Origin of the sequence: Streptomyces hygroscopicus, from assembly GCF_026168105.1 — a bacterium.
In the GTDB taxonomy this organism is placed as follows: Bacteria; Actinomycetota; Actinomycetes; order Streptomycetales; family Streptomycetaceae; genus Streptomyces; species Streptomyces hygroscopicus_D.
The window spans coordinates 143,245-160,678 of the sequence record NZ_LBMW01000011.1; the positions used below are offsets into that span (position 1 = coordinate 143,245).

Annotated in this window: 15 protein-coding genes and 1 pseudogene; 6 read left to right on the forward strand and 10 right to left on the reverse strand. The window is 71.2% G+C overall.

Annotation, left to right across the window (positions count from 1 at the left end; genetic code table 11):
• Positions 1-15 precede the first annotated feature (15 nt).
• Together AAW14_RS14050 and AAW14_RS14055 are read right to left on the reverse strand one after the other, a co-directional pair.
• Positions 16-1,329 carry a serine-threonine protein kinase gene (locus AAW14_RS14050; protein ID WP_265563743.1) on the reverse strand — a complete coding sequence of 438 codons (1,314 nt, stop codon included), beginning with the start codon at positions 1,327-1,329 and terminating at the stop codon, positions 16-18.
• Between the two features lie 79 nt (positions 1,330-1,408).
• Complete coding sequence (locus AAW14_RS14055; RefSeq protein ID WP_265563745.1) at positions 1,409-2,680, reverse strand: DUF1343 domain-containing protein; 1,272 nt, start codon at positions 2,678-2,680, stop codon at positions 1,409-1,411.
• Between the two features lie 205 nt (positions 2,681-2,885).
• Here AAW14_RS14055 and AAW14_RS14060 point away from each other — a divergent pair, with 205 nt between their 5' ends.
• The 3 genes from AAW14_RS14060 to AAW14_RS14070 are packed head-to-tail and all read left to right on the forward strand — an operon-like array spanning position 2,886 to position 5,925.
• Positions 2,886-3,650: an SDR family oxidoreductase gene (locus AAW14_RS14060; protein ID WP_265563747.1), complete on the forward strand. Its 765-nt coding sequence runs from the start codon at positions 2,886-2,888 to the stop codon at positions 3,648-3,650.
• Positions 3,647-5,305 (forward strand): class I adenylate-forming enzyme family protein, encoded by a 1,659-nt coding sequence (locus AAW14_RS14065; RefSeq protein ID WP_265563749.1) that lies wholly within the window; start codon positions 3,647-3,649, stop codon positions 5,303-5,305. Before AAW14_RS14060 ends, AAW14_RS14065 begins: the two co-directional genes overlap by 4 nt.
• Positions 5,306-5,331: 26 nt before the next feature.
• The gene (locus tag AAW14_RS14070) at positions 5,332-5,925 is read left to right on the forward strand and encodes a TetR/AcrR family transcriptional regulator (RefSeq protein ID WP_265563752.1); all 594 of its coding nucleotides are present in this window, start codon (positions 5,332-5,334) and stop codon (positions 5,923-5,925) included.
• A 58-nt stretch (positions 5,926-5,983) separates the two neighbouring features.
• Here the strand turns inward: AAW14_RS14070 and AAW14_RS14075 are convergent, their stop codons facing one another.
• The 8 genes from AAW14_RS14075 to AAW14_RS14110 all read right to left on the reverse strand — a co-directional run bounded on the left by AAW14_RS14075 (position 5,984) and on the right by AAW14_RS14110 (position 12,463).
• Complete coding sequence (locus tag AAW14_RS14075; protein WP_265563753.1) at positions 5,984-7,198, reverse strand: acyl-CoA dehydrogenase family protein; 1,215 nt, start codon at positions 7,196-7,198, stop codon at positions 5,984-5,986.
• 6 nt (positions 7,199-7,204) lie between these two features.
• A complete protein-coding gene (locus tag AAW14_RS14080; RefSeq protein WP_265563755.1) occupies positions 7,205-8,227 on the reverse strand; it encodes a phosphotransferase family protein in 1,023 nt (340 codons plus the stop codon).
• 152 nt (positions 8,228-8,379) lie between these two features.
• Complete coding sequence (locus AAW14_RS14085) at positions 8,380-9,291, reverse strand: MBL fold metallo-hydrolase (RefSeq protein WP_265563757.1); 912 nt, start codon at positions 9,289-9,291, stop codon at positions 8,380-8,382.
• A 107-nt stretch (positions 9,292-9,398) separates the two neighbouring features.
• Complete coding sequence (locus AAW14_RS14090) at positions 9,399-9,695, reverse strand: hypothetical protein (RefSeq protein WP_265563759.1); 297 nt, start codon at positions 9,693-9,695, stop codon at positions 9,399-9,401.
• A 139-nt stretch (positions 9,696-9,834) separates the two neighbouring features.
• Positions 9,835-10,158, reverse strand: coding sequence for a DUF202 domain-containing protein (locus tag AAW14_RS14095; protein WP_265563761.1), 324 nt, complete (start codon positions 10,156-10,158; stop codon positions 9,835-9,837).
• Positions 10,155-10,547, reverse strand: coding sequence for a YidH family protein (locus tag AAW14_RS14100; RefSeq protein ID WP_265563763.1), 393 nt, complete (start codon positions 10,545-10,547; stop codon positions 10,155-10,157). Before AAW14_RS14100 ends, AAW14_RS14095 begins: the two co-directional genes overlap by 4 nt.
• Before the next feature lie 286 nt (positions 10,548-10,833).
• Entirely contained in the window at positions 10,834-11,352 is a 519-nt protein-coding gene (locus AAW14_RS14105) for an NUDIX hydrolase (protein WP_265563765.1), read from the reverse strand.
• A gap of 217 nt (positions 11,353-11,569) precedes the next feature.
• A complete protein-coding gene (locus AAW14_RS14110; RefSeq protein WP_265563767.1) occupies positions 11,570-12,463 on the reverse strand; it encodes a DMT family transporter in 894 nt (297 codons plus the stop codon).
• A 251-nt stretch (positions 12,464-12,714) separates the two neighbouring features.
• Here AAW14_RS14110 and AAW14_RS14115 point away from each other — a divergent pair, with 251 nt between their 5' ends.
• The 3 genes and pseudogenes from AAW14_RS14115 to AAW14_RS14125 all read left to right on the forward strand — a co-directional run bounded on the left by AAW14_RS14115 (position 12,715) and on the right by AAW14_RS14125 (position 17,352).
• Complete coding sequence (locus AAW14_RS14115; RefSeq protein ID WP_265563768.1) at positions 12,715-14,370, forward strand: FAD-binding dehydrogenase; 1,656 nt, start codon at positions 12,715-12,717, stop codon at positions 14,368-14,370.
• Positions 14,371-14,578: 208 nt separating this feature from the next.
• Positions 14,579-15,533: pseudogene (locus AAW14_RS14120) on the forward strand (hypothetical protein).
• A 271-nt stretch (positions 15,534-15,804) separates the two neighbouring features.
• Positions 15,805-17,352: an APC family permease gene (locus AAW14_RS14125; protein WP_265563770.1), complete on the forward strand. Its 1,548-nt coding sequence runs from the start codon at positions 15,805-15,807 to the stop codon at positions 17,350-17,352.
• Positions 17,353-17,434: the final 82 nt, after the last annotated feature.

Below are 17,434 nucleotides of genomic sequence, written 5' to 3' on the forward strand. Positions count from 1 at the left end.
CCGGACGGCGGCGGGTCAGCGAATGCGGCCCGCCGCCAGTACCATCCGCGCCAGCTCCGGATGCAGGATGTCGCTGTGCGCGCCCGAGGGCGCGCCTCCGCGGCAGACCACCGCCGCAGCGTCGATGTTGACGCAGCCGGACGCGGGCAAGGGAGAGGTCAAGGCCGCTCGCAGGGTCAGCGCGGTCGTACCCGGCACCGCCTGCACCCCGTCGTGCCCCATCGCGCCCCACCGGACGCCCAGCAGCCCGCCGATGTCGAGACCGGCGAACGAGTTGTCGTCGTCGGCCATGCGCGAGGCCAACGGGTACATCGTGCCGAGGGCACTGTCGAAGTGGGAGTAGCAGCAGACCAGCGGACCGTCGATGCGGTTCTGCTGCCCGTTCAGGACGCCGCCGGCGTGGTCGTCGTCGGGGACCCGGGCGGCGAACGCGTAGTGGGAGAAGGCCCCTTGGAGCAGGGTCACGGACTTCACCGTGTGCACCCCGTCGGGCAGCCCCCGCAGCGCGAATGACACCAGCCGCCCGCCGAAGCTGTGCCCGACCAGATGCACCCGCACGTCCGGTGCCGCCATCGCGAGCCGCCCGATCGCCGGGCCGAGCCCGCGCTCGCCGACCGTCCCGGCGCGCCGTTTCATCGCGTAGTACGTCGCCTGCCGCAGCAGCTCGCGGGCCCCGTCCCACGGGTTGGGCAGCGTGAACGACTCCTCGCCGCCCGGCGATCCGAGCCCGGCCAGCGCCTGTGCGAAGGCTTGACAGACCTCTGCGGCGGGCGCGGAGAACATTGCGGGCTCGCTCTGGGGCACCCCCTCCGCCAGCGTGTCCGCCGCGAACTGCGCCTGCGGTCCCGGTGGCACCACCTCCACGAGCATCCGTACCAACTGCCCGAACTCCTCCAACTCGGCCGGGTCCTCCGTATGTTCGTCCAGCAGCCGGGCGATCTGACCGATCAGAGTCGCCCGGCCCGGAAAGGTCTCCAAAAGTGCGTGCCGGGTGTCCGCGTCGAGTGCCGGGCGCGGCGGCTCGGCGGCCACGGTGCGGGGGAAGTCGGGGATCGGCTCGTCCGGGAACAGCATCGACGGCCAGATCACGCCGGCGTAGCCGATCCTGGCCGCCGGTGCGAGCTGCGGAAAGGGTGCGAAGAAGTGGCCGTACATGCTGGTCGCCCCCGACCGGTCGTTGTTCCAGCCGTGCGCGAAGACGATCAGGTCACGGACGCCGCGCTGCGTGACCTCGGCGGCCAGCCGGTCCCGTTCGGCGCCGTCCGCGTCCCCGTCCGCGTCGAAGGTCAGCTCCCAGTAGGGACTCACGCTCATTGCCGGTACCGCCATGACAGGCCCCTTTCCCGAGGTCGAGTGCGCTGTGGGCGCATCGTCCTGCCGGTGGGGAAGGTTGGCCATACGTCCGGACTCATCCGTACACGAGGTACTCCGCACGCACCCGCCGGAACACGGCCAGTTCGTCCTGCCAGGCGGCCACCACCTCCTCGGCCGTCGCCCCCGCGTCGATCATCGTGCGTACCCGCGCGGACCCGGTGAGCCGGTCGATCCAGTCGTCGGAGCGCCAGGCGAAGCCGTCCCAGACCCGCCTGGCGGTGACGAGCAGCGCGATCCCGGTGCGTACGGGGTCGTACGCGGCCCGGTCGTGCACATGGATCTGCACTCCTCCGACGGTCCTCCCCTGGAACTTGGAGAACACGGGCGAGAAGTACGCCTCCCTGAAGTGCACGCCGGGCAGCCCCAGTTGCTCCGCCTCGGCAGCCCACCGGCCGTCGATCCCGTCCGCGCCGAGAAGTTCGAAGGGGCGGGTGGTGCCGCGTCCCTCCGACAGGTTCGTGCCTTCGAACAGGCATGTCCCCGAGTAGACCAGGGCGGTGTCCGGTGTCGGCATGTTCGGGCTCGGCGGCACCCAGGGCAGACGGGAGGCGTCGTAGAAGTCCGACCGGCGCCAGCCGGTCATCAGGACGGTCTCCAGTGGTACGGGCGTGCGCAGGAACTCGCCGTTGAACAGCCGGGCAAGCTCCGCCACGGTCATCCCGTGCGCCTGCGAGATCGGCTGCCGTCCCACGAAGGTCGCGAACTCCTTGTGCAGCACCGGGCCCTGAGCGGACCGCCCGCTCACCGGGTTCGGCCGGTCAAGGACCACGAACCGCAGGCCCGCGAGCCCTGCTGCCTCCATGCAGTCGTACAGCGTCCAGATGTAGGTGTAGAAGCGGGCGCCCACGTCCTGGATGTCGAAGGCGACGGTGTCGACGCCGGAGGCCGTGAACACGTCCGCGAGTGCCTGACCGCTCTTCAGATAGGTGTCGTAGACCGGCAGTCCGGTCGCCGGGTCGTCGTACCGGCCCTCCGAGCCGCCGGCCTGCGCGGTGCCGCGGAAGCCGTGCTCGGGCCCGAAGACCGCGACCAGGTTCACCGTGGGGTCGGAGTGCATCACGTCGACGATGTGGCGTACTCCGGCACTCGCGGCTTCGTGCGAGGGGGAGGGGCCCCGACCGGTCACCCCCGTCGGGTTGGTGACCATGCCCACCCGACGGCCCTCCAGCAGCGCATACCCGTCCGCCGCCAGCCGTTCGAAGCCGGTGCGCAACCGTTTGCGGCTCTCCGCGGCGGACGCCACGGGCGCGGGAAGCGACACGGCCGCCGTGGTCGCGGCAAGCAGTCCACGTCTGGACATCCTCATACGGTGACCTCCGTGACCGACTGAGCTGTCATGCGCACGCACGCTAGTGCGGCCCCGGGGCCGCCGGAAGGAACCGGACCGGCCGAGTCCGTGACCGGGTCCATACTGGGGCAGCCTTCCCTCGTCACATACCGACTGGTTAGTCTGACGCTCGCAGCAGAGCCGACAGCAGCAGAGCCGATTCGCGTCGTGTCGAAGGAGACCGATGGTGGAAGCCATGCAGGATGCGGGAGTGGTGGTCACCGGAGCGGGAGGCGGCATCGGGGCAGCGCTGGCCCGACGCTTCGCCGCCGAGGGAGCCCGGGTCGTCGTCAACGACCTGGACGCCGACAAGGCGAAGGCCGTGGCCGACGAGATCGGCGGCATGGCGGTACCGGGCGACGCCTCCGCGATCGTGGCCGAGGCGCGCGACGCCCTCGGCGGCACCGTCGACGTCTACTGCGCCAACGCGGGCCTCGGCTCCGGCGGCACCGAGGCCGCCGACGAGGAGGTGTGGGCGCAGGCCTGGGACGTGAACGTCATGGCGCACGTGCGGGCCGCCCGCGCGCTTCTGCCTGCCTGGCTGGAACGCGGCGAGGGCCGGTTCGTCTCCACCGTCTCGGCCGCCGGACTGCTCACCATGATCGGCGCCGCCCCGTACAGCGTCACCAAGCACGGGGCCTACGCCTTCGCGGAGTGGCTCTCGCTGACGTACCGGCACCGCGGCGTCAAGGTCCACGCGATCTGTCCCCAGGGCGTGCGCACCGACATGCTGACCGCCGCCGGCAGCGCCGGTGAACTCGTGCTCACCCCCACCGCGATCGAGCCCGAGAACGTCGCCGACGCGCTCTTCAAGGGCATGGCGGAGGGCCGGTTCCTGATCCTGCCGCACCCGGAGGCCGCCGCGTACTACCAGGCGCGCGCCACCGAGCCGGACCGCTGGCTGACGAACATGAACCACATCCAGCAGAAGTGGGAGACGGCCCGGTGACCGCCTCCCGCTACGCCGCCAAGCCCTGGCTGGCCCTGCTCGACGACGCCCAGCGTGCCCCGATCGGCCCGGCCGAATCGCTGGTGCACGCACTGCGCGAGGCCCCCGCGGACCGCACCGCCCTCGCCTACTTCGACGGCCGGATCACCTACGCCGAACTGAACGAGCTGACCGACTCCGTGGCGGGCCACCTGGCCGCCCACGGCCTCGGGCGCGGCGACCGGGTCGCGATCCTGCTGCAGAACTCCCCGCACTTCGTGCTCGCCCTGCTCGGCGCCTGGAAGGCCGGCGCGATCGTCGTTCCCGTCAACCCGATGTACAAGTCGGGCGAGGTCACGCACATCCTGAAGGACGCGGACGTGACGGCGCTGGTGTGCTCCGACGGTGCCTGGGAGTCGTATCTGCGCGACACGGCCGCCGGCTCGCCCGTCCGCATCGTGCTCACCGCCTGCGAGCTGGATCTCCAGACCCGCGACGACGCGCGCGTGTTCACCTTCGAGCGGCTCCCGCAGGCCGCGGACGCCGACGACCTGCTGACCGTCGCCCGGCAGGGCGACAAGGCGCCCGAGGGTTGCGCCCCGAACCCGTCCGACATCGCGCTGATCAGCTACACCTCCGGCACCAGCGGCACCCCCAAGGGAGCCACCAACACACACGGCAACATCATGTACAACGCCGAGCGGCTGCGGACGGGCCTCGGCCTGCCCGAGGCGCCGGTCTACTTCGCGATGGCGCCCCTGTTCCACATCACCGGGATGGTCTGCGAGCTCGCGGCCTGCCTCAACAGCGCGGGCACGCTGGTCCTCGCCCACCGCTTCGAGGCGGGCGTCGTCCTCGACGCGTTCGCCGAACACCGGCCCCACTACACCGTCGGCCCGTCGACCGCGTTCATGGCGCTGGCCGCCCATCCGGCGGTCACGCCCGAGCACTTCTCCTCCTTCCGGATCATCTCCTCCGGCGGGGCCCCGCTGCCGCCCGCCCTGGTGGAGAAGTTCCGGTCCGGTTTCGGCCCGTACATCCGCAACGGCTACGGCCTCACCGAGTGCACCGCCCCCTGCGCCTCCGTGCCGCCAGGCCGGGAGGCGCCCGTGGACCCGGTCTCCGGGACGCTGGCCGTCGGTGTGCCGGGTCCCGAGACCGTCGTCCGCATCGTCGACGACCAGGGCGCGGAGGTTCCGTTCGGCGAACAGGGCGAGATCGTCGTCCGCGGCCCGCAGGTCGTCCCCGGCTACTGGCGGCGCCCCGAGGCCACCGCGGAGACCTTCCCGGGCGGCGAGCTGCGCACCGGGGACATCGGTTTCATGGACGAGAAGGGCTGGCTGTACGTCGTCGATCGCAAGAAGGACATGATCAACGCGTCCGGCTTCAAGGTGTGGCCGCGTGAGGTCGAGGACGTCCTGTACACGCATCCGGCCGTGCGCGAGGCTGCCGTCGTCGGGGTACCGGACGGGTACCGCGGGGAGACCGTCAAGGCGTTCATCAGCCTGCGGCCGGGCGCCGAGGCGGCCCCCGGTGCGCTGGCCGCGTACTGCAAGGAGAGACTGGCCGCCTACAAATACCCCCGTCAGGTGGAGATCCTGCCCGACCTGCCGAAGACGGCAAGTGGGAAGATCCTCCGTCGGGAACTGCGTTCCCGACCGCAGACGAGTCGGTAGACATCACGGAAAGGCAGGTGGCGGCAGTGCCCAGAACGACAGACGGGGACGGTACGCCCGTCCCGCAGCGGCTGCTGGCTGCCGCCACCCGGCTCTTCGCCGAGCAGGGGTACGACCGCACCTCAGTGCAGGAGATCGTCGAGGCGGCGGGCGTCACCAAGGGCGCGTTGTACCACTACTTCGGGTCCAAGGACGATCTGCTGCACGAGGTGTACGCGCGCGTGCTGCGTGTCCAGCAGGAGCGCCTCGACGCCTTCGCGGAGGCCGACGAGCCGGTGGAGAAGCGCCTCAGGGACGCGGCGGCCGACGTCGTCGTCACCACGATCGAGAACCTCGACGACGCGATGATCTTCTTCCGGTCCATGCACCATCTGAGCCCGGAGAAGAACAAGCAGGTACGGGCCGAGAGGCGCCGCTACCACGAGCGTTTCCGCGCCCTCATCGAAGAGGGCCAGAAGGAGGGCGTTTTCTCCACGGCTACGCCCGCCGACCTGGTCGTCGACTACCACTTCGGCTCGGTGCACCACCTGTCGACGTGGTACCGCCCGGGTGGTCCGCTCAGCCCGCAGGAGGTCGCCGACCATCTGGCGGACCTGCTGCTGCGGGCGCTGCGTCCCTAGCCGACCGGTGCACATGGGTAAGGGGCGGCCGCTGTCGCGGCCGCCCCTTACCCATGGCTCACACGTACTTCTTCAGCTCCCGGCGCGCCAGCGACCGCTGGTGCACCTCGTCCGGGCCGTCCGCGATCCTCAGCGTCCGGGCCGCCGCCCACAGTTCGGCCAGCGGGAAGTCCTGGCTCACCCCGCCCGCACCGTGCAGCTGGACCGCCTTGTCGATGATGTCGACGACCGTGCGCGGGGTGGCGATCTTGATGGCCTGGATCTCGGTGTGGGCACCCTTGTTGCCGACGGTGTCCATCATCCATGCCGTCTTGAGGACCAGCAGCCGCAGCTGCTCGACGGCCACCCGCGCGTCGGCGATCCAGTTGTGGAGCACACCCTGCTGGGCCAGCGGTTTGCCGAACGCCGTCCGCGCCACCGCCCGCCTGCACATCAGCTCGATCGCCCGCTCGGCCATGCCGATCAGCCGCATGCAGTGGTGGATGCGGCCCGGACCCAGACGGGCCTGGGCGATGGCGAAGCCGCCGCCCTCCTCGCCGATCAGATTCGTCACCGGCACGCGTGCGTGGTCGAAGACCACCTCGGCGTGCCCGCCGTGGTAGTGGTCCTCGTAGCCGTACACCTGCATCGCGCGCCTGACGTGGACGCCGGGGGTGTCGCGCGGCACCAGCACCATGGACTGCTGGCGGCGGATGTCGGGTCCGTCCGGGTCCGTCTTGCCCATCACGATGAAGATCTTGCAGTCCGGGTTCATCGCACCGGAGATGTACCACTTGCGGCCGGTGATGACGTAGTCGTCGCCCTCCCGCTCGATGAGCGTGGTGATGTTGGTGGCGTCCGAGGAGGCCACCTCCGGCTCGGTCATCGCGAAGGCCGAGCGGATCTCCCCGGCGAGCAGCGGCTCGAGCCACTGCTTCTTCTGCTGCTCGTCGCCGAACTGCGCGAGCACCTCCATGTTTCCGGTGTCGGGAGCCGCGCAGTTCAGCGCCGTGGGCGCAAGCTGCGGGGAACGGCCGGTGATCTCGGCGAGCGGGGCGTACTGGAGGTTGGTGAGCCCGGCGCCGTACTCGGCGTCCGGCAGGAAGAGGTTCCACAGCCCCTGCCGGCGGGCCTCGGCCTTCAACTCCTCGACGATCGCGGGGGTGTCCCACGGCGAGGCCAGGTGCTCGCGCTGCTCGTGGGCGACGGCCTCGGCCGGGTGGACGTGCTCGTCCATGAAGGCCATCAATTTGGCGCGCAGCTCCTCGGTGCGCGCGTCGAATGCGAAGTCCATGACGGATCAGCCCTCCTGAAGGGTGGTCAGGCCGTGCTCGATGAAGACGGGCACCAGCTCGCCCATGCGGTCGAAGCCCGCGCCGACCGTCTGGCCGAGCGTGTAGCGGTAGTGGATGCCCTCGAGGATCACGGCGAGCTTGAACCAGGCGAACGCCGTGTACCAGGAGACGGCGGAGAGGTCACGCCCGGAGCGCCGGGCGTACCGTTCGACGAGCTCGGCCGGGTCCGGGTGCCCCGGCGCCGAGGCGGTGGTGGAGATGGGGGAGTCGGGCAGCGTGAGCGGCACGCTGTACATCACCAGCAGACCCACATCGGTTAGCGGGTCGCCGAGCGTGGACATCTCCCAGTCCAGGATGGCGGCGATGCGGTCGTCGTCGCCGAGCAGCACGTTGTCCAGGCGGTAGTCGCCGTGGATCACGGTGGGCGCGGGCGAGACCGGCAGTGCGCGGCCGAGTGCCGCGTGCAGCTCGTCGATGCCGGTCAGCTCGCGGTTGCGGGAGGCGTCCAACTGCTTTCCCCAGCGCCGCAGTTGACGGTCGAGGAAGCCTTCGGGCCGGCCGAAGTCGGCCAGCCCCGCCTCGGCCGGGTCCACCGCGTGCAGCTCGACCAGCGTGTCCACCAGGCCGAGGACCGCCTCCCGCGTGCGCTGCGGGCCGAGCGGGGCCAGCTGCTCGGCGGTGCGATAAGGGGTGCCCTCGACGAAGTCCATCACGTAGAAGGGGGCGCCCAGGACGGAGTCGTCCTCGCACAGCAGCACCGGACGCGGCACCGGAACGGCCGTCGGGTACAGCGCGCTGATCACCCGGTGCTCGCGCTTCATGTCGTGTGCGGTGGCCAGGACGTGTCCGAGCGGTGGCCGTCGTACGACCCACCGGGCGGTACCGTCCGAGACGGCGTACGTGAGGTTCGACCGTCCGCCTTCGATCAGCCGGCCGGTCAGGGGGCCGTTCACCAGGCCGGGCCGCTCGGTGTCGAGCAGGCCGCGCAGCCGGTCGAGATCGAGACCTGGCGGGTGGTCTGGGCTCATCGTTGCTCCTACATGCACGGAAACATGACTTGCCTCATGATGCCGACCGGTCGGTATGTCGTCCAGTGGGCGGAGCAAACGTGATCGGCGCCACGACGTCATCGTGGCGCCGGCGGGCCGGGGTGTCACGGCGGCACGGCGCCGCCGCGCGCTCAGGCGTGGCTGGCCATCATCTCCCCGCCGTTCAGGACCGCCATGTCGCGAAAGGGCGGAAGCGGGTCGAGGGGGGCGCCCCCGGGCAGCCCGTCCAGTTCGGAGTATGCCCGGTGCAGATTGGCCACCAGTCGCTCGCTCTCGCGCAGCGCCGCGAACTCCCCGAGGTCCGTGGCGCGGGCCGCCTCCAGCGGAGTACGGCCCGCCGAGCGGTTCTCCCGCGCCACCTCGGCGACGAACCGCAGATAGCGCTCCGTGCGATCGAACGCGGACGGGTCGGTGACCGGCCCGTGCCCGGGCACGACCGTCTCCGCGCCCAGCGCACGCAGTCGCTCCAGCGCCCGTAGCGAGCCGCTGAGCGACCCCATCAGGAAGAACGGCGTCCCGCCCTCGAAGACCAGGTCACCGGTGAACAGCACGCGGCGGTGCGGCAGCCAGACCACCGAGTCGCCGGCGGTGTGCCCGACGCCGGGGTGGATCACCTCCGCGTCGACCCCGCCGACGTGCACCGTCGTGTGCTCCGTGTACGTCAGGTCGGCGCCCTGTATCCGGACGTCCCCGTAGTCGGTCCCGGGCCAGATCAGCGCCAGATGGTGCCCCGTGGCCAGGGCCTCCCGGCGGCAGTCGGCGTGCGAGACGATCATCGCGGTGGATGCGAAGAAGCCGTTGCCGTAGGTGTGGTCGCCGTGGTGGTGCGTGTTGACGACGAACCTCGGCGCGGGCGCACCGGCCGCGGTGACCGCCGCGCCCAGGGCGCGTGTGCGGCGCTCGGTCGCGGCGGTGTCCACCAGCAGCGTGGCCGTTCCGTCGCTCACGAACCCGGCGTTGTTCAGGCACCAGCCGCCGTCCGGCTGCACATAGGCGTGTACGTCGTCGGCGAGTGCGACCGTGTACGGCTCCGCCGCGGCCATGGGACCCCCTGAGTCGTCGTCAACTGGCAGGAACAGACTGCCAGTCGACGGCGAGGCCGGAGCCAGGGGTTTCCGGTTCGGTGTTCGTCAGGGCAGGCCCACGGTCGTCAGTGGTCGTCCCAGTGACCCTCGTGCTCGGCGTGCCGATGTCCGTCGTGCAGGTAGTCGATGTGGTTGCCGTGCCGGACCGGGCGGTGGCCGCAGCCCTCGCCGTGCCGGTGGTCGTGGCTTTCGTGGGTGACGTGATCGCTGGGCTCGCACTCGTCCCAGTGGCCGCCGTGCTCGCGGTGCAGATGCCCGTCGTGGGCGTAGTCGACGTGGTCCCCGTGGGGTACGGCGTCATGCCCGCAGGCCGGGCCGTGGCTGTGCTGGTGCGCGGTGTGTTCCTGGTGCAGGGTGCTCATGGCGCTCACCTTCGGAGGTGTCGTGCAGTGACGGCTCAGGCTAGCGAGACGAAGCAGTGCATTTCCGACTAATCCGCTATGTGAGCCCTTGACGTGCTCCGAATGCGGGGTACTCCTGTGAGGTATTCCGAATGTGACGTCAGAACAGAAGTGCCGCCGCGCACACCGCGAGCGCGGCCGTGCAGAGTGTCGCCGCGGCGGCGTGGCGGGGTGTGAGGCGTGGCGAGCCTCCGGCGTCCGCGGTCGCCAGGGCGCGGATACGCCGGTGGGCGAGGGTGAGGAAGGCGAGCCAGAGCAGGGCGCACATCGCGACCACCGCGAAGCCGGCCGCCGTCCTCGTGTGCAGGGCCGTCTTCACCGCCAGGACGGCGGCCACGGTGTTCGACAGGGTCGTACGCCGCCAGGCGAGCCGGGTGCGCTCCGGCTGCAGCCCCGGGTCGCGTGGTGGTGGCGGGCCGTTCATCCTTCCCAGCCGACGAGGACGACCACGACCATGGCGACCGCCACCACGGCGACGGCGATGCCGAGCAGCGCCGGGAAACGCGTCGCGGGCAGGTCCTCGCCACGCCGCATCGCCCGCTCGCAGCGCACCCAGTGGTTGACGGCGCGCAGCGAGCACAGCACCCCGGAGCCGAGCAGCGCGAGGGCGAGGCCGACCCGCCAGGCCCAGGGCAGATCCGGCAGGAACTGGTCCACGGCGAAGCCCCCGCCGATCAGCGCCAGCGCCGTGCGCAGCCATGCCAGGAAGGTCCGCTCGTTGGCCAGTGAGAAGCGGTAGTCGGGCGTACGGCCTTCCTGCCGGATCTCCTGGGGCGCGAACCACAGCCGGACGTTCCGTACGAATTCGCTCACGGGCAGGACCCTACCGTTCGACTGGGCGGAGCCTCGGCCCGGCACCGTTGCGGCGCCCGTTACGGTGCGTGCATGGATGTACCGCAGCCTCTGAGGGGATACGCCGTGCCCGACACGGCGTCGCACCGGCCGAGCACCAGCTGGGGCTGCCCGGCTTCCGGCCACCCGTCTCGGGCGGGCCGGCGGGCGCGCGAGGACGAGCCCGACGGGCACCACAGGAGACCGGGCTGTCCTGCTCCGACCCCGTCGAGGTGTCCGAGTCGGTCCCGGCGGGCCCCGGGGGAGATCAGCCCGTGGACCGGCGGTACGCCTTGAGCCGCTCGTACGCGGCGAGCCCGTCCGGCACCCACTCCCAGTCGGACAGCCGGCGTTCGACCTCGTCCTCCGGCAGGAAGTCGTGCCAGGCCACCTCCTCGGCCTGGGGGCTCACGGGCAGGTCGCACCGGACCTGGTAGACCGAGGACCACCAGGTCTGGCCGGCGCCGTCGTCGTAGAGGAACTTGAACAGCGGCTCGGGCCGGGGCAGCCCACTGACGCCGAGTTCCTCCTCGGCCTCCCGCAGGGCTGCGTCGTCGTACGTCTCTCCCGCGCCGACGACACCGCCGACGAACATGTCGTACAGAGAGGGGAAGACCAGCTTGGTGGGGGTGCGGCGGTGGACGAAGACGCGGCCCTCGGCGTCCCGCGCCTGGATGAACACACACCGGTGACGCAGCCCGCGCTCGTACGCCTCACCGCGCGGCGACTGCCCGATCACCCTGTCGTCCTCGTCCACGATGTCGAGAATCTCGTCAGCGGCACTCATGGGCCCATCCAAGCATTCCGAAGCCGCTGGCGACCCGAGCGGCCCCTGCCTGCCGCCGGGTCCGGCGCGGGGTCGGGTCTCCGCGGGGCCGAACCGATCGCCCGCTCCCGGTCTGCGCCCCGCAGTCTCCCGGGGTCCCTCCCGCCGCGGCGACGGCCAGCCGCGACCGTGCGCCCCGGCCGTGGCGCACCCGCCCGTGCCGGTGACCCGGCACCCCTCACCCCGGCTGCAAGTCCCGTTCCCGCTCCGGTTCCGCCGATCCTCGTGGCATGGCCGGGTGCAGACCGAGCAGCACGATGCCCAGGACGATCGCCGCCAGGCCCGCCGCCTCCCAGGCCAGGGCGCCCGTGTCGGTCCGCAGCCGGTCGCCGAGGAAGCCCACCCCGCAGAGGATTCCGGCCAGCGGCTGGGCCGCGGTGAGCGCCGGCAGGGACATTCGCAGCGGCGCCGTCTCGAAGGCGCTCTGCACCAGGATCAGCCCGCTCACTCCGAGCACCAGTACGCCGTACGGCTGCCAGCCGGTGATGAACTCGGCCCAGCCGCCCGCCGTGAGCCGCTGCCCGCTGACCCGGGTGAGCGCGTCCTGCACGCCGTAGAGCAGTCCGGCCGCCAGCCCCAGCAGCATCGGCCCGATGAGCAGCCGCGACTTCTTCGCATACGTGGTCAGCAGAAGTGCCAGGCCGACCGTCACACCGATGATCACCCAGTGCCGTACGGGATCCGTGACCGCCACGCCCCCTTGGGGCCGACCCGCCACGATGAACGCCGTGACGCCGCCGGCGAGCAGCGCGAGTCCGGCCCACCCCTGGCGGCCCAGGGACTGCTTGGTCTGCCGGCGGGACTCGACCAGCGCGAACAGCAGGTTCGTGGCGACCAGCGGTTCGACCAGGGAGATCTCCCCGTGGGCCAGCGCGATCGCGCTGAGGATCATGCCCGTCACCATCAGGCCGATACCGCCGAGCCACCGAGGCATCTTCATCAGGTCCAGCAGCAGCCGGGGGGAGAGGAAGTCGCTCAGCGGTGCCTGCTGGGCGGCGTTCTGCTGCAGCACGAACCCGGTGCCCAGGCAGAAGGCCGCGCTCACGGCGAGAGCCAGAACCAGTACCGACACGCTGTACCTCGATGATTCAGCGGGGTCACGGGATGCGTATCACGCTGACTGTAACGCTCCCGGCCGCACCCCGCCCGCACTTGACCGCTTCCCGGCAAGCCCCCGTCGATGCAGCGCGCGACGGGAGTCCGCCGATGGCGGACAACGAGTACCCGTTGACGGGCGGTTGACTCGGTCACTCTTCTGCCGAAGGATTCTGACCCGTCAGTAACAACATACCGACCGGTCGTCACCGCGAGAGGAACGGGCGCATGGCCTACGACGCTGATGTCATCGTGATCGGGGCGGGCCTCGCCGGGCTCGCGGCCACCGCGGAGCTGGTGGACTCCGGCCGGAAGGTGATCCTCCTGGACCAGGAGCCCGAGCAGTCGATGGGCGGCCAGGCGTTCTGGTCCTTCGGCGGCCTCTTCTTCGTCGACTCGCCGGAGCAGCGCCGTCTGCGGATCAGGGACAGTCATGCGCTCGCCCTCCAGGACTGGATGGGCACGGCCGCCTTCGACCGTCCCGAGGACCACTGGCCGCGCCGGTGGGCGGAGGCGTATGTCGACTTCGCGGCCGGCGAGAAGCGCTCCTGGCTGCACAGGCAGGGCATGCGCTTCTTCCCGGTGGTCGGCTGGGCCGAACGGGGTGGCTACGGCGCCACGGGGCACGGCAACTCCGTCCCACGCTTCCACATCACCTGGGGGACCGGCCCGGGAGTGATCGCCCCGTTCGTTCGCCGGGTACAAGCCGGGGCCGCACGCGGTCTCGTCCAGCTGAAGTTCCGCCACCGGGTCACCGGCCTCACGCGCAGCGCGGGCGCCGTCGACACCGTGACCGGCGAGATCCTGGAGCCGTCGGACGTGTCGCGGGGCAGGCCCAGCAGCCGCACGGTCACCGGAGCCTTCGAGCTCAGGGCCCAGGCGGTGATCATCACCACGGGCGGTATCGGGGGCAACCACGACCTGGTCCGCGCCAACTGGCCCGAGCGCCTCGGCACCCCGCCCGAGCGGATGGTCGCCGGCGTGCCCGCCCACGTCGACGGAAAGATGCTCGGCATCGCCGAAGAGGCTGGCGCCCGGCTGATCAACCGCGACCGCATGTGGCACTACACCGAGGGCCTCCACAACTGGAACCCCATCTGGGACAACCATGGCATCCGCATCCTGCCGGGCCCGTCCTCCCTCTGGCTCGACGCCCGCGGCCGACGGCTGCCCGTCCCGCTCTTCCCCGGCTTCGACACCCTCGGCACGCTGGAGCACATCATGAGGACCGGGTACGACTACACCTGGTTCGTGCTCGACCGGAAGATCATCGGCAAGGAGTTCGCGCTCTCGGGCTCGGAGCAGAACCCCGACCTGACCGGCAAGTCGGTCAGGGACGTCATCGGGCGGGCTCGCGCGGACGTGCCGGGGCCGGTCAGGGCGTTCATGGAACACGGCGTCGACTTCGTCGTCGAGAAGGACCTGGGTGCGCTGGTGCGCGGGATGAACGCGCTCACCAAGGAGCCGCTCATCGACGAGGCAGAACTCCGCCGCGAGATCGTCGCCCGCGACCGGGAGATCCTCAATCCCTTCACCAAGGACCTCCAGGTGACGGCGATCCGAGGGGCGCGCAGGTTCCTCGGCGACCGGCTGATCCGCACGGCTGCGCCGCACCGCATCCTCGATCCCAAGGCGGGCCCGCTGATCGCGGTGCGCCTCAACATCCTCACCCGCAAGTCACTCGGCGGCCTGGAGACCGACCTCTCCTCGCGGGTGCTGACGGAGGGCGGCGATCCGCTGGCCGGTGTGTACGCGGCAGGGGAGGCCGCCGGCTTCGGCGGGGGCGGGGTGCACGGCTACCGCTCCCTCGAGGGCACGTTCCTCGGCGGCTGCCTGTTCTCGGGGCGCATCGCCGGTCGGGCGGCGGCGAAGGCGGTCGGGTAGCCGAAATGGGGGCCCTCGGGTGGGGCAACGAGGGCGGCGGCCCGTACGGACGCCGCCCGCCGCGAGCCGGTCGGGAACCAACTCCCTTGCATCTACAAGGAGTTGACGTGGGCAGTGGTTCCGGTCCGCCCTTGACGCACCCCGCCGCGAAAAGGTTTGCTGTGCGTGACCACCCCCTGACGAACCGCGTTCTGTAAGGATCCCCGCGGTGCCACCCCCACCCCCACCGTCCTTGGGCCGTGCCCGCAAACGCGCGGCCCACATCTTCGACGCCGCACTCGACGACACCGAACTCGTTGCCGCCCGGGCGTCCCTCGCCCGTGGCCGGTGGACCGACGTGCGCACCCTGCTCGCCGCGACCCACGACGACTGGGACCGCCGCGGGCACCGGGTCACCGTCCTCGCGCAGGAACCTGCCGCCCTCGCCTGGGCGCGCGACTGGCAGCTCGCCGAACCGGAGTCGCCTTCGGCCTCCGTCCTCGTCGCCCATGCCGTCGTCCACCGCGCGCTGCGGGGCAAGGACCGCCCCGAGGCGGCCCGCGCGGCCTGCCGGGCAGCTGCCGAGCTGGCTCCCGAGGACCCCACGCCCTGGCTGGGCCTGCTCATCCTCGAACAGTCGCTCGGTCGGGAGGACGACGTCCTCCGTCTCTTCGACGAGGTCCGCACCCGCTACCCGGACCATCACCACGCACATCACCTGGTGGTCGCCCGGCTCGCCGAGCGCCGCCCCGACACCGGCCAGGATCCGCTGCACGAGGTCTACGACTTCGCCAACTGGGCTGCCGAACAAGCCCCCGGCGGACTCGCCGCTCGCCATCCTCCCGGTCGTCGCGCACGCGGAGCGCTACCGCGTCCTCGCCGCCGCCGGTACCCAGCCCTCGGACCCCGCCGCCTCCGGGCACTGGGTGGGGCGGCGGGCCCGCCAGGTGATGAAGGCCGCGTTCGACTGGTGGCTGGAGTGGGAACGTGACGACCACCCGCGCCGCCATGTCGACCTCAACTTCCTGGCCCACGCGAAGTACTGCGAGGGCCGGGCCGCCGAGGCGGCCGCGCTGTTCCACCGCATCGGGACCCATGCGACCCAGGCGCCGTGGTCGTACCCGGACCGCGACCCGTTCCAGGCATTCCGCACCGCACGCGAAAGGGCGCTGGGCATGGCATGACGACTCCCCACGACAGAGCTCCGAAACCGTCCGGCGGACAGACCCGCACGGTCCTCGTCCGGCGGGCCTGCATGTTCTCGTTCGGGCGGTCTGCAGGTCCTCGCCCGGGAGACCAGCAGGTCCTCGCCCGGGAGACCAGCAGGTCCTCGCCCGGGAGACCAGCAGGTCCTCGCCCGGGAGACCAGCAGGTCCTCGCCCGGGAGACCTGCAAGTCCCCGTCCAAGTGATCGCGAAGTTCCCCACCCACGAGACCCGAAAGGACAACTGTGCGATGACGAGCGGCAGTTCCAGTGCGAGCAGACAGACCGCCGACGGCGGCACCATCAGCACCTACAAGGGGCAGGACCGCGCGCTGCGCGCCGACAGGCTCGGCACTGGAGGACTGCTGCTGTCCGTGCTGGCCGCGACCGCCCCTCTCATGGTGGTCGCGGGTGTCATGCCCACCACATTCGGGGTGATGGGCATAGTCGGCCAGCCGCTGCTGTTCGTGGTCCTGGGCGTGGTGCTGGGCCTGTTCTCCTTCGGGTACGCGGAGATGAGCCGCCACGTCCACAACGCGGGCGCGTTCTACGCGTACATCTCCCGCGGACTCGGCGGCACGGCGGGCGCGGCGGCGGCGGCGGTCGCCCTCGTCGCGTACAGCGCGCTGCAGTTCGCGATCTACGGCATCTTCGGCTTCGAGGTCTCCGGCCTGTTCGCCACCTATGCGGACATCCAGGTCGCCTGGTGGATCCCGGCCCTGGCCGGGGTCGCCGTCGTCGGCGCGCTCGGCTGGCTGAAGATCGACGTCAACGCGCGCGTGCTCGGTGTGCTGCTGCTCATCGAGGTGGCGCTGGTCGTCGTCTTCGACGTGGCCGCCGTCGCGGACCCGGCCAGGGAGGGACTGTCGCTGCACGCCTTCAACCCGGACACGCTCACCGGGGCGGGCGTCGGCACCGCGCTCTGCTTCTGCGTCGCCGCCTTCCTCGGCTTCGAGCAGGCGCCCGTCTATGCCGAGGAGACCAGTCACCCGCATGTTCTCGTGCCGCGGGTGATGTTCCTCGCCGTCGGCTTCGTCGCCGTGTTCTTCGCGCTCAGTTGCTGGGCGCTGACGGTCGCCGCCGGTCCCTCGGCGATCGTCCCCGCCGCGCAGAAGCAGAGCGCCGGCCTGCTGTTCTGGCTGACGGAGTCCCTCCTCGGGCACACCTTCACCGATGTGCTGCATGTGCTGTTCGTGACCGGCATGTTCGCGGCGCTGCTCAGCTTCCACAACGTGGTCGCCCGGTACGCGTTCGCCATGGGCCGCGAGGGCCTGCTGCCGGCCGCCTTCGGCCGCACCACCGGCACGAGTGGGGCCCCGGGCACGGGCTCGCTGTTGCAGAGCGCGGTGTCCACTCTCATCGTGATCGCCTTCGCGATGGCCGACGACAAGCCGAACGGCGACCCGACCGCACCCGTCCTGCACTTGTTCACCTGGTTCGGCAGCGTCGGTGCTCTCGGCGTCACGGTGCTGATGGTGGCCGCCTCCGCCTCGGTGATCGTCTTCTTCGCCCGCCGCGGATCCGCCCGCGCCCAGACCTGGAGGGTCGCCACCTCCGCGGTGGCCTGCCTCGCCCTGCTCGTGATCGTCGGCTACACGGTCAAGGACTTCGACGTCCTGGTCGGCACGGGTCCGGACTCGTCGCTGGGCCGGCTGCTCCCGGCGATCATCGGCATGGCGCTGGTGTTCGGCCTGGTCCAGGGTCTGCTGCTGCGCTCCCGCAGACCGCAGGCGCACGCCCGCATCGGACTGGGCAACGAGGCGTTCCAGCTCGACAAGGCGGCGGAATCGGCGGGATAGGTCCCTGAGAACCGGGTGAGAAGTGGTTACGGAATTCTGACGGGCACCCGTCGGCCCTGGCACCGAGGGGGTGGCGGGTGCT